The organism is Azospirillum oryzae (assembly GCF_900177515.1).
GTDB lineage: Bacteria > Pseudomonadota > Alphaproteobacteria > Azospirillales > Azospirillaceae > Azospirillum > Azospirillum oryzae_A.
The window spans coordinates 584,866-597,288 of the sequence record NZ_FXAK01000010.1 but is presented as its reverse complement, the minus strand read 5'-3'; the positions used below and the strand labels follow the sequence as shown (position 1 = coordinate 597,288).

The following is a 12,423-nucleotide window of genomic DNA, read 5'->3' as shown; positions in this document are numbered from 1 at the left end:
CGGGCAATGAGAAATGACAAGGGCCTCACCGTTTCCGGTGAGGCCCGATTCTTGAGGTCCCGGCCAGCTTGTCATCGCCATCTGCCGGAACCTGCCACGGTCGCCCGTGGTCTTCCAAGCCCGTTGCCGACAAATGCCGACAGTGCGGGAACATCACTATATGGTGACTTTTCTCGCGGATAGTCAAGGCCTTACGGTGAGAGAAGTTTTTGCATTAGCCAAGCCTTTACAGACCGAGCGCGATCCGGAGGCAGTTGTCGATTGCAGTCATGTCATCGGCAGGCATTGTGTAAACTAGGTATTGTCGTTGTCCATTCGATAGTTTCACTTTGACCCGGTCGAGACGACTACAAGAAACCGTCACTGCCATATCGCATTTGGCCCATATCGCTCCCCGAGCTGGCGGATAAGCGATTGGCGACAATTGGTGGTGATATGGTTCGATCGGGTCCGGCTCAACGCTGCTCAAGGGCACCACGGTACACAGGCCCGGCCCACGACGGCGACGAGCGGAAACCACCACGACCGGCCGGACCTTGATCATCTCCGGTGGTTGGAAACCGGTATCGAAGTCGCAGATGAGAATCGAGCCACGGCAGGGATGGAAGGTGATCGGCATGTCCTCTGGGTAGCATTCATGCCGCTTCTGTTCAAGCAGGAGGCTGTTCTCCGGTTGCTCTTACCTCCGCCGCAGCAAATCCTTGCTGGCGAGAAGCGACCCGCCGGCGATCAGGGCGCAGGACACCCAGATGATGCCGGAGTTGGGGGCTAGGCCGAACAGGACCAGCAGCAGGGTCGACAGCAGGGGCGCCAGATAGGACAGCGCCCCCAGCGCCCGGATGTCGCCGTGGCGCACGCCATAGTCCCAGACGAAGAAGGCCGCCCCCACCGGCCCCAGCCCCAGCAGCAGCATCGCTCCCCAGCCGGCGGCGCTCTGCGGCCACACCGTCTGCTCCAGCGCCAGATGGCAGAGCAGCGACAGGAGCGCGGTGACGAGGCAGAAGGCGCTGACCGCGTCGGTCGGCGCCTCGCCGATCTGGCCCAGCCGGCGGCGCAGCACCGAATAGCCGGCCCAGGTGACGGCGCTGCACAGGGCGATGGCATAGCCCGGAAGATGAGCGGGATCGATGGAAACACCCCCTCCCAGGCCGCCGCTCCCGCCGCGCACGATCAGCAGCACCGTGCCCGCCAGCCCGGCCAGCGCGCCGCCGACATGCCAGGACCGCAGACGCTCTCCCGGCAGCAGGGCGGAGAACAGCACGATCAGCAGCGGCCACAGGTAGTTGATCAGGTTGGCTTCCACCGGCGGTGCCAGCCGCAACGCCATGAAATAGAGGAAGTGGAAGCCGAACAGCCCGCCGACCCCCAGTGCCCAGGCCGCCGGCGGCTGGCGGAAATAGCGCAAGGGGTTGTCGCCGCGCGACACCGTCCAGCCGCTGCCGACCAGGAAGGCCAGGAAAAAGGAGGTCGCCACCAGCTGGAACGGCGGCACCATCGAGGCCAGCGTGGCCAACGGGGCCAGAGTCGCCCACAGCAGGATGGCGGTGAAGCCGACCAGCGTGGCGCGGTTGACGGATCGGCGATCAGGCAAGGTGGCGGAGACGGTCATGATGCGTGTCGGTCGGTTGGCGCGGGGGAGGCGACCATAGCCGGCCGGCGGCGGCCTGTCTTGACCGGACCTCCGCCGCGCGTTGACCGAAACTCCGGCCCTATGCCGTCCCCTCAGGCCGTCAGGGGCAGCGCCTCGTTTCGGGCGAAGGCGGTCATCACCATCGCTTCCGCCGCCTCGGCCGCCAGCGGGCGCGAGATCAGGAAGCCCTGCAGGCAGTCGCAGCCCGCCTCCGCCAGCCAATGCCGCTGCTCGGCGGTCTCCACCCCCTCCGCCACGGTGGACAGCAGCAGCCGCTGCGCCAGCGCGATGACGGTGGAGGCGATGTCGGGGGCGTGCGGCAGGTCGTTGACGAAGCTGCGGTCGATCTTCAGCACGTCCACCGGCAACTGGCGCAGATAGGCCAGCGAGGAATAGCCGGTGCCGAAATCGTCGATGGCGATGCGCACCCCCAACGCCCGCAGCCGGTTCAGCGTCGGCAGATGGTGGCGCACATCCTTCATGATGACGGTCTCGGTGATTTCCAGCTCCAGCAGGTGGGGCGGGGTGCCGTGGCGCTGCAGCACCTGCTCGACCAGCCGGGCGAAGCCGGGGTCGGCGAGCTGGCGGGCGGAGACGTTGACCGCCACCGGCACCGGGCCATGGTCGAGCGCCCAGCGGGTCGCGGTGCGGCAGGCCTCCTCCAGAACCCAGCGGCCGATCTCAATGATCAGGCCGGTGTCCTCGGCCACCGGGATGAAGTCGGCGGGGGAGATCGCCGCCCCCTCGTGCCGCCAGCGGATCAGCGCCTCGAAACCGGTCAGCCGTCCGCCGGCCGCCTCGATCTTCGGCTGATAGACCAGCTCGAAGGCCCGCGCCGCCACCGCCTCGCGCAGGCCGGATTCCAGCCGCAGCCGGGTCTCGGCGCGGTCGGTCATGTCGCGGGTGTAGAAGACGAAACGGTCGCCGCCCGCCGTCTTGGCCGCCTGCATCGCCGAATCGGCCATCCGCATCAGGCCGGTGCTGTCGGGCGTTTCCACGGTTTCTTGGCCGTTGCCCTGCTGGGGATGGACGGCGATGCCGATGCTGGCGGTGAGGTGGACGCGATGCTCCCCCACCTCGCGCAGGGAGGACAGGCCGTCGAGCAGCCGTTGCGCCACCATGGCGGCCTCGTCGCGGTCGGCGACGCGCTCCAGCACCACCAGGAACTCGTCGCCGCCCAGCCGGCCGACGGTGTCGCAGCGGCGAACGCTGGCGCCCAGCCGCTCCGCCACCCGGCAGAGCAGCAGGTCGCCGACGCTGTGCCCCAGGCTGTCGTTGATCCGCTTGAAGCGGTCGAGGTCGACATACAGCACCGCCAGCCGGCCGGAGTCCGGCTCCCGCGCGCGGTTCGCCAGTTCGATGGCGTGGTCCAGCCGGTCGAGCAGCAGCGCCCGGTTGGCCAGCCCGGTCAGCGGGCAGCGCGTCGCCAGCCGCCGCAGCTCGTCATGCTCGCGCTCCAGCAGGGTCAGGGTGTGATTGAAGCGGGCGATGACGAAGCCAAGCTCGTCGTCGGCATGGCCGCGCGGCACGGCCAGCGGCTGGCCATAGGGCTTTTCCGGGTCGATCCGCGCCACCGCGCGGCCGATCTGCAGCAGCGGCCGGGTCAGCAGCCGGTGGAACACCGCCGCCATCGCCAGCCCGATCAGCAGGTTGCGCAGGGTCCCCGCCACCAGTGCCGCCGAGACATAGGCGAGAAATCCCGACGCCGCCCGCCCGGTATCGATGCCGACGATCAGCGTGCCGATGCGGGAAACGCCGGCGGCCTTGTAGCCGCTCGGCGGGGTCGTCAGGTCATGCGCCACCACCGGCCGGTCGATGAACAGCAGCGCGGTCGCCGCGCGCACCGGCAGGGTCGCCGGTCCGGCCGCGCGTTCGCGGCGGGCGAGCAGGGTGCCGTCGCCCAGCCGGATCTCGGCCCAGGCGGCATTGGCGCGGACCATGCCCTGCAGCACCTGACCGGCCAGTTCCGCGTCGATCAGCCAGGCGGCGGTGGCGGCCGGCCCGTCCACCAGGGCGACGGCGTCCGCCATCTGGGCCAGGGCCGTGGCGCGCTCACGGCTGGCGGTCCAGGCGAATTCGGCCGCGGTGATGGTCAGGCCGATGACGAAGGCGGCGAGAACCGCGTGAATCGCCTGCTTCAGCGTCAGGCTGCGCAGGACTGGGATCGCCATCGCACCGTTCCTCGGCCGCATGTTTCGCACCGCCGCATCTGTCGGGCTTAAGCCTTTCGGCAGAGGCGGCGAACCGAAGCATTAGTGGGATGGGCGATGACCGCGGCGCGGCGGTTCCGTGAAATTTTTGTAACCGGGGACTCGCTCTATTGCTGACAATGCATATTGCTGCATGGGCCCATTCCCGCGGCGCATGGCTACCATTCAGCATTGGTAATACCAGTTCGTGTGCGCCGCAGCATATCTTGGCCTTGCCCATTCTCGGGGCGTTTCCTCCCTAAACTTCAGGGCCGCGCGATTGCGCGGCCCTTTTTCTTTTCGGGGATGGGAGGAAGAGGCTTGCGGCTCAGACCCGGCGGGCAAGCGCCAGCAGGCCGCCGGCGCCGATCATCAGGCCGCCGGTCAGGCGGTTCAGCGACTTGGCCGCCGACACCGTGGTCAGCTTGGCCGCCAGCCGGTCGCCACCGGTGGCATAGGCCATGATCCAGCCGAACTCGATCACCACCATGGTGGCGACCAGCGCCATCAGCTGCGGCGCCAGCGGGGCGGCGGCGTCGATGAATTGCGGGAACAGGGCGCCCATGAACACCAGCGCCTTCGGGTTGCTGAAGGCGACCAGCGCGCCGCGCAGGAACAGGCGGGCGGGCGTGCCCTCGCCGGATACGGCGGCGGTGTTACGCTCGCCGGGCTGTTCGACCGGCGCCAGCCATGCGGCGATGCCGAGCCATGTGAGGTAGGCGACGCCGGCCCAGCGCACGATCTCGAAGGCCAGGACCGAGGTGGAGAGCAGGGCGCCCAGCCCGAAGGCCGACAGCGCCGCCATCACCGCCAGCGCCGCGCACATGCCGGCGCCGCCCCAGGCGGCCCGCTTTGCGCCGAAGCGCAGGCCGAGGCTCATCGCCAGCAGCATGTTCGGGCCCGGCGTGGCCGAGATCACGAAGGCGGTGGCGAAGAAGAAGGCGAGCGTCTGCCACATCATGATTGGGGAGCCTCAAGAGCGGGGATGCCGGGTTGTGCAGCAATCTGCCGCACCACAGCAGCATGCGCCCGGCTCCGCCGCAAGCGGCTCCGGCGAAACACAGCCATGCTCGCGAAGGCCGGGGCCCGCGGAGACCGGCACGGCGTCGGAGTACCCCGCACTGGCCGTTCGCGACTGCCGGAATAGCCCGGCGGGGCATGGACAGAGAAGCTTCGCATACCAATCCTCAATCCTTCGTCCGGCGCGGCCCTTCCTTCGGCGCGGCAGCCGGGACACCGGTGGCGAGAAGGAGGGTGCGTATGCGTGCATACCGTCTCTTGGCCTATAGCCGTGCCTGCCTCCTCGCCTCCCTGCTCGTCGTCGCTCCCTTATGCTTGTGCTTATCCGCGGTTCCGGCCGCGGCGCAGACGCCGGTGGACCTGGAACTGGTCCTGGCGGTGGACGTGTCCGGCAGCGTCGACCCGGACGAGGCGAAGCTGCAGCGCAACGGCTATGTCCAGGCGCTGCTGAACCCGAAGGTGCAGGCGGCGATCCGCGGCGGTCCCTTCGGCCGGATCGGCGCCACCTATGTGGAATGGGCGGGCGAGAGCCACCAGCACGTGGTCGTCGCCTGGACCGAACTGAGCGACCCGGCCAGCGTCGAGCGCTTCGCCGCCATGGTGGCGGAGGCGCCCATGATGACGGAGCAATGGACCTCGATCAGCGCCGCCATCGACTATGTCGTCCCGCTGTTCGACAACAACGGGTTCGAGGGCATGCGGCGGGTCATCGACATTTCCGGGGACGGCGAGAACAATCGCGGCCGTCCGGTGGAGGAGGCGCGCGACGCCGCGGTCGCCCGCGGCATCACGATCAACGGGCTGCCGATCCTCAACGACCGCCCCAACCCCTGGGGCGGCGCGGCGCCGAACGACCTGGAGGGCTATTACCGCGACCATGTCATCGGCGGCCCCGGCGCCTTCCTGGTGCCCGCCCGCGACTTCGACGCCTTTGCCGACGCCATTCTCAGCAAACTGCTGCTGGAGGTGTCGGGCGTTCCGCCGGTGGGGCGGGGACAGGACCTTGCCGCCCGTTGATCCAACTGTCCAGACAGTGGTTCGCGCGGCTATTCCACGCCTTCGAAGTGCACGATGTGGCAGGTCAGGTTCTTTCCGGAAATTTCGGTGCAATGGGCCAGGACATGCATCGCGGTTCCTTCCTGCGTTACAAGGCCGCTGGCGTCGCGGCTTAGGATGCAATAGTCCTTCGACGTCTTGCGCAGCTTGAAATCAACGAGGATGGCCTTCTTGTCACCCGCCCTCCATGGAGACTTTTCGTGGAGGCCGCGGGCGAACGCATCCCACAGCTCGGCAGGGTCGAGGTAATCACAGATGACGACGGTGTTGCGCTTGGTGACGGCTCCGCCCAAGGCTACCTTGGCGTATTTTCCCTGCCCATCGGCACTGAGAGCGTTGAATTTGGCTTCGCGCTCCAGATTGTAGGCGTTGACGGTCTTCTTATTGAAGCGATGGGCCAGGATTCCCTGCGCCTTATGGTCCGGGTCTGCCGACCGGCCACCTTTGTCGTGACCCTTGCCGCCCTTGAACGTGATCAAATGCTTCTTGGCGAATGAGTTATGTTTGGTGGTCGTTCCGTCATTATATTGACCGGACAAATGTATATGATATGTAAACTTTCCTTTCGTTATTGATTTCACCTGCTCTGCTTCTCTGTGGCAGCCTGCGGTGTTTCCGTCGAAGAAGTAAGTGAAGTAATCATTGCCGTTCAACGACATCAGATCCTCCCTGCATACATGCTTATGCAACCCTGCGGTATGGTAAATTTTCCACCGCAACTAAAATAATCGTGCCTAAGCAGCAGAAAGAAGTCGAGTCTCGCGAGGACGGGGCGGCGGGCAGCGCCCGCCGGTCCTGTCAGTCAACCGCGCGGTCGATGGCGCGGCCGGCCTTTTCCGCCGGACCCGGCGGGTCGATGGCGTCCTTGACGCTCTGGCCCGCGTTGTCGATGGATTCGCCGGCCCGCTCGGCCGGACCGTCCTTGTGGCAGGCGGCGACGGCGACCAGAGGCAGGACCAGGACGGCGGTGCGCAACAGCGTCAGCATGACGGTCTCCTTCTTGTGGCGCGCGGCGTCCGGTGACGGGCGGCGCGCTGCAGTGCGATAGGGAACGGGACCGCCCGGCCTTGGGTTCGGCCGCCTAGCCGATTGCTCCGCTGACGCTTCCGCTTGGACCGGGGTTTGCCCGGAGGGGGTATGCTCCCTCTCCGGGGCGGGAGAGGGACCCCGGTGGGGCTTCTGACCCACCCGCATTTTGTGTTCTACGGTCAACTGCCCGCCGCGTTTCCCGTGCCACTCTCGTCCCAGGATGAGACGGGCGGGAGGGCGGCATGGCCGGGTACCATTGCGATCTGGGGCGGCAGCGCCACCGTTTCGACGACCTGAAGGCGGTGATGGCCTGCGCCTCGCCGCGGCGGTCGGGGGACGAGCTGGCGGGCATCGCCGCCGACAGCGACGAACGGCGGGTGGCGGCGCGCATGGTGCTGGCCGACCTGCCGCTGAAGGTCTTCCTCAGCGAGGCGCTGGTCGCTTACGAGACCGACGAGGTGACGCGCCTGATCATCGACCGCCACGACGCCGACGCCTTCCGGCCGGTGGCGCACATGACGGTCGGGCAGTTCCGCGACTGGCTTCTGTCCTATGATGCCGACACCGCGGCGCTGGGGGCGCTCGCCCCCGGACTGACGCCGGAGATGGTGGCGGCGGCCTCCAAGCTGATGCGCAACCATGATCTGGTCTGCGTCGCCGCCAAATGCTCGGTCGTTACCCGCTTCCGTACCACGGTCGGGCTGCCGGGCCGGCTGTCGAGCCGGCTGCAGCCCAACCACCCGACCGACGACCCGACCGGCATCGCCGCCTCGACGCTGGACGGGTTGCTGTACGGCATCGGCGACGCGGTGATCGGCATCAACCCGGCGACCGACAATGTGCCGGCCTGCATCGCGCTGTTGGAGATGCTGGACGCCGTGCGCACCCGCTTCGACATTCCGGTGCAGTCCTGTGTGCTGGCCCATGTCACCACGACGATGCAGGCGATGGAGCGCGGGGCGCCGGTCGATCTGGTGTTCCAGTCCATCGCCGGCACCGAGAAGGCCAATGCCGGCTTCGGCGTCACCCTGTCGCTGCTGGCCGAAGCGCAGGATGCCGCCAAGTCGCTCAAGCGCGGCACCATCGGCGACAACGTCATGTATTTCGAGACGGGGCAGGGCTCGGCGCTGTCGGCCGACGCCCATTTCGGCGTCGACCAGCAGACGGTGGAAGCCCGCGCCTATGCCGTCGCCCGCGCCTTCGATCCGCTGCTGGTCAATACGGTGGTGGGATTTATCGGTCCTGAATATCTCTATGACGCCAAGCAGATCACGCGGGCGGGGCTGGAGGACCATTTCTGCGCCAAGCTGCTGGGCGTGCCGATGGGCTGCGACGTCTGCTACACCAACCATGCCGAGGCCGACCAGGACGACATGGACGTCCTGATGACGATGCTGGCGACCGCGGGCGTCAATTTCCTGATCGCGGTGCCCGGTGCCGACGACGTCATGCTGAACTACCAGAGCCTGTCCTACCACGACGTGCTCGGCCTGCGGCATCTGCTGAAACGCCCGCCGGCGCCGGAGTTCGAGGCGTGGCTGGACAAGGCCGGCTGGCTCGACGAGCAGCGCCGCCTGCCGCCCTGGCCCGACCAGAGCCTCGTCGTCTCCGCCCTGCTGGGGAGTGCGGCCTGATGAGCGACAATCCCAAGGATAATCCCAAGGATCCGTGGGCGCGCTTCCGCAGCGCCACCCGCGCCCGCATCGCGCTCGGCCGCAGCGGCGACGCCCTGCCGACCAAGGCGCTGCTGGAATTCCAGCTTGCCCATGCCCGCGCCCGCGACGCGGTGCACAGCGCGGTCGATTTCGACCGGCTGGCCGCCGACCTGTCGCCGCTGGAGACCATCCGCGTCCACAGCGCGGCATCCGACCGGCCCACCTATCTGCGCCGGCCGGACCTCGGCCGCCGGCTCGACCCGGACAGTGCCGCCGGGTTGCCGGCCGGGGAATGGGACCTGCTGTTCGTCATCGCCGACGGGTTGTCGGCCGCTGCGGTGCAGGTGAATGCCGCGCCGCTGGTCCATGCCTGTTTGGCGCGGCTGGGGCATCTGCGCATCGGGCCGGTGGTGCTGGCCGGACAGGCGCGGGTGGCGCTGGGCGACGAGGTGGCGTCGGCGATGGGCGCCCGGCTGGTGGCGCTGCTGGTGGGCGAGCGGCCCGGCCTGTCGGCCGCGGACTCGCTGGGCGCCTATCTGACCTGGGACCCCAAGCCCGGCCGCGCCGATTCCGAACGCAACTGCATTTCCAACATCCATGCCGGCGGCCTGTCCATTCAGACGGCCGCCGACAAGCTGTGCTGGCTCGCCACCGAGGCGGCGCGGCTGAAGCTGACGGGGGTCGCCCTGAAAGAGGACGCCCCGTCCCTTGCCGGTCCGGACAACGAGAAAAACCAACGGATCGGCAATTCCTGAGAGAGCGCCGCCATCGGCACCAATGCCGTGACTTTCAAAGCCTTGAACAGGGGCAGGAGGCAACATGTCTGGGAACACGAAGCCTGAATTGAGCAAGAGCCTGAGCGGGCTCCATCTGTGGGGGATCGCCGTGGGGCTGGTGATCTCCGGCGAGTATTTCGGCTGGAGCTACGGCTGGGCGGCGGCGGGGACGCTTGGCTTCCTCGTCACCACGATCCTGATCGCGGCGATGTACACCACCTTCATCTTCAGCTTCACCGAACTGACCACCGCCATTCCCCATGCCGGCGGTCCCTTCGCCTACAGCTATCGCGCCTTCGGGCCGAAAGGCGGCTTCGTCGCCGGCTTCGCCACGCTGATCGAGTTCGTCTTCGCACCGCCGGCCATCGCGCTGGCCATCGGCGCCTATCTGAACGTGCAGTTTCCGGGGCTGGACCCGAAGACAGCGGCGGTCGGCGCCTATGTCATCTTCATGGGGCTGAACATCGCCGGCGTGTCCATCGCCGCCACCTTCGAGCTGTTCGTCACCATCCTGGCGATCATCGAGCTGGTGGTGTTCATGGGCGTCGTCTATCCCGGCTTCTCCTGGGCCAACTTCACCGCCAACGGCTGGGCGGGATCGCCCAGCTTCAGCATGGACGCCTTCGGCGGCATCTTCGCCGCGATCCCCTTCGCCATCTGGTTCTTCCTGGCGATCGAGGGGGCGGCGATGGCGGCGGAGGAGACCCGCGATCCCAAGCGCACGGTGCCGCGCGCCTATATCGGCGGCATCCTGACGCTGGTGGTGCTGGCCTTCGGCACCATGATCTTCGCCGGCGGCGTCGGCGACTGGAACGCGCTGTCCAACATCAACGACCCGCTGCCGCAGGCGATGAAGGCGGTGGTCGGTGAATCGAGCGGCTGGCTGCACATGCTGGTGTGGATCGGCCTGTTCGGCCTGATCGCGTCCTTCCACGGCATCATCATGGGCTATTCGCGCCAGATCTTCGCGCTGTCGCGCGCCGGCTTCCTGCCGCCGGTGCTGGCCCGCCTGCACCCGACCCGCAAGACCCCGCATTGGGCCATCCTGGCCGGCGGCGTCATCGGCATCGCCGCCATCTATTCTGACCAGTTCATCCAGATCGGCGGGCAGCCGCTGACCGCCAACATCGTCACCATGTCGGTGTTCGGCGCCATCGTCATGTACATCATGAGCATGGCGGCGCTGTTCCGCCTGCGCGCCACCGAACCGGCGCTGGAGCGGCCGTACCGTGCGCCCTTCTATCCGGTGTTCCCGGCGATCTCGCTGGTGCTGGCGGTGCTGGCCCTGGTGACCATGGTCTACTACAACGCCCTGGTTTTCGGGCTGTTCGTGGCGCTGTTCGCGCTGGGCTACCTGTTCCATGTCGCCACCGCCGGCATGCGGGTGAAGGCCGGCGGCGCCTCCGGTCTGGGGCACATGGATGCCTTCACCGAGGCGCGGACGATGGTGGATTGAGGAGGGGGTGGGGGGTGGATGGGGGTGCCTAACGGGTGCCCCCTCCCTCCCGCTCTTACGAGCGGGTCCCTCCCTCCCCCGCTTTGCGGGAGAGGGTGGATTCGCAAGACGGCGGCAGTCCCCTCTCCCGCGAAGCGGGGGAGGGTTAGGGAGGGGGCACCCGCAGCCGGCGCGCCCCCAACTCCCCCTCACTCGCCGTCGTGGCTTCGGATGAAGCTGCGGATTTCCGGCAGGATGCTTTCGCGCCAGCGGCGGCCGTTGAAGATGCCGTAATGGCCGACGCCCTTCTGGAAATGCGTCTTGCGCATCCCGTCCGGCAGCGACGAGCACAGGCGCTGCGCCGCAATCGTCTGGCCGGGGGCGGAGATGTCGTCCAACTCGCCCTCCACCGTCATCACCGCCGTCTTGGCGATCGCCGCCGGCTCCACCTTGCGGCCGCGCGAGACCATCTTGCCTTCGGGCAGGGCGTGCTTCTGGAACACCGTCTCGATGGTCTGCAGGTAGAATTCCGCCGACAGATCCATCACCGACAGATATTCGTCGTAGAAGCGGCGATGCTGCTCGGCCGAATCGCCGTCGCCGCGGACGAGGTGGCGGAACAGCCCGACATGCTCGTTGATGTGGCGGTCGAGGTTCATCGACATGAAGCCCGACAACTGGATGAAGCCCGGATAGACGCGGCGGAAGGCGCCCGGATAATAGACCGGGACCGTGGTGATGACGCTGCGCTCGAACCACTTCAGCGGGCGTTCCATCGCCAGCTTGACCGGCACCGTCGGGTTGGCCATCGGGTCGATCGGGCCGCCCATCAGGGTCATGCTGCGCGCCTGCACCGGCTCGTCGGCCGCCGCCATCAGCGACACCGCCGCCATCACCGGCACCGCCGGCTGGCACACCGCGATGACGTGGGTGTTGGGGCCCAGGAAGCGGATCAGCTCCGCCACCGTGTCGATGTAGTCGTCAAGGTCGAATCGCCCGGCCGCCATCGGCACCAGCCGCGCGTCGATCCAGTCCGTGATGTAGACGTCATGGTCGCGCATCAGCGCTTCGACCGTGCCGCGCAGCAGCGTGGCGTGGTGGCCCGACATCGGGGCGACCAGCAGCACCTTGGGCTGGCGCGGCGTGCCTTCCGGCTTGGCGAAGTTCAGCAGCTTGCAGAAGGGGGACTGCCAGACGAAGCGTTCGGTGACCGGCACGGTCTGCCCGTCGACCACCGTCTCCGCCAGCCCGAAGGCCGGCTTGCCGAAGCGGCGGGTCGTCCGCTCCACCAGCTCGGCCCCGGCGGCGACCGCCCGGCCAAGCTTGGTGTAGGACAACGGCATCAGCGGGTTCTGGAAGGTGTGCTGGGCGGCTTCGGCCCAGAAACGCATCGGCCGCATGGCGGCGTGTTGCATGTCGTACAGGTGATACAGCAAATCAGATCCTCACGTCACGGCTACCCCCGGTCGGCCAGGGTACGATGGTCCGGTTCGTTATTCCTTCGATCAGCTTATTGATCGTATTACCAACCATATCCTTCGTCAGGGGTCGCGTATAGGTCAAGAGCCTCTTCGCATTTGCAAAGCTCTGTTGTTGAAAGAACATTGCACTGCACAAAAAATTATCAACCGCA

At 67.4% G+C, this 12,423-nt stretch carries 11 protein-coding genes; 4 read left to right on the top strand and 7 right to left on the bottom strand.

The genetic code is table 11. The annotated features are described in order from the left end of the window. Positions 1–226: 226 nt before the first annotated feature. The 4 genes from B9N97_RS34510 to B9N97_RS34495 form a co-directional block, all read right to left on the bottom strand. The gene (locus B9N97_RS34510; protein ID WP_085092311.1) at positions 227–619 is read right to left on the bottom strand and encodes a type II toxin-antitoxin system PemK/MazF family toxin; all 393 of its coding nucleotides are present in this window, start codon (positions 617–619) and stop codon (positions 227–229) included. 60 nt (positions 620–679) lie between these two features. Then, entirely contained in the window at positions 680–1,609 is a 930-nt protein-coding gene (gene yddG / locus B9N97_RS34505; protein WP_085092310.1) for an aromatic amino acid exporter YddG, read from the bottom strand. Between the two features lie 113 nt (positions 1,610–1,722). Continuing rightward, complete coding sequence (locus B9N97_RS34500; RefSeq protein ID WP_085092309.1) at positions 1,723–3,801, bottom strand: putative bifunctional diguanylate cyclase/phosphodiesterase; 2,079 nt, start codon at positions 3,799–3,801, stop codon at positions 1,723–1,725. A 346-nt stretch (positions 3,802–4,147) separates the two neighbouring features. After that, a complete protein-coding gene (locus B9N97_RS34495; RefSeq protein ID WP_085092308.1) occupies positions 4,148–4,780 on the bottom strand; it encodes a LysE family translocator in 633 nt (210 codons plus the stop codon). Positions 4,781–5,193: 413 nt separating this feature from the next. Here B9N97_RS34495 and B9N97_RS34490 point away from each other — a divergent pair, with 413 nt between their 5' ends. After that, on the top strand, positions 5,194–5,856 hold the full coding sequence (locus B9N97_RS34490; RefSeq protein ID WP_348520110.1) for a DUF1194 domain-containing protein: 663 nt from the start codon (positions 5,194–5,196) through the stop codon (positions 5,854–5,856). 29 nt (positions 5,857–5,885) lie between these two features. Here B9N97_RS34490 and B9N97_RS34485 read toward each other — a convergent pair whose 3' ends face one another. Then, positions 5,886–6,554: a hypothetical protein gene (locus B9N97_RS34485; protein WP_143266982.1), complete on the bottom strand. Its 669-nt coding sequence runs from the start codon at positions 6,552–6,554 to the stop codon at positions 5,886–5,888. Positions 6,555–6,693: 139 nt separating this feature from the next. Further along, entirely contained in the window at positions 6,694–6,882 is a 189-nt protein-coding gene (locus tag B9N97_RS34480) for a hypothetical protein (RefSeq protein ID WP_085092305.1), read from the bottom strand. Between the two features lie 284 nt (positions 6,883–7,166). Here B9N97_RS34480 and B9N97_RS34475 point away from each other — a divergent pair, with 284 nt between their 5' ends. The 3 genes from B9N97_RS34475 (at position 7,167) to eat (ending at position 10,811) form a co-directional block, all read left to right on the top strand. Beyond that, on the top strand, positions 7,167–8,558 hold the full coding sequence (locus B9N97_RS34475) for an ethanolamine ammonia-lyase subunit EutB (RefSeq protein WP_085092304.1): 1,392 nt from the start codon (positions 7,167–7,169) through the stop codon (positions 8,556–8,558). Beyond that, complete coding sequence (gene eutC, locus B9N97_RS34470) at positions 8,558–9,334, top strand: ethanolamine ammonia-lyase subunit EutC (RefSeq protein ID WP_085092303.1); 777 nt, start codon at positions 8,558–8,560, stop codon at positions 9,332–9,334. Before B9N97_RS34475 ends, eutC begins: the two co-directional genes overlap by 1 nt. A gap of 64 nt (positions 9,335–9,398) precedes the next feature. Continuing rightward, entirely contained in the window at positions 9,399–10,811 is a 1,413-nt protein-coding gene (gene eat / locus B9N97_RS34465; RefSeq protein WP_085092302.1) for an ethanolamine permease, read from the top strand. A gap of 188 nt (positions 10,812–10,999) precedes the next feature. Here eat and B9N97_RS34460 read toward each other — a convergent pair whose 3' ends face one another. Next, on the bottom strand, positions 11,000–12,226 hold the full coding sequence (locus B9N97_RS34460) for a polyhydroxyalkanoate depolymerase (protein WP_085092301.1): 1,227 nt from the start codon (positions 12,224–12,226) through the stop codon (positions 11,000–11,002). Positions 12,227–12,423: the final 197 nt, after the last annotated feature.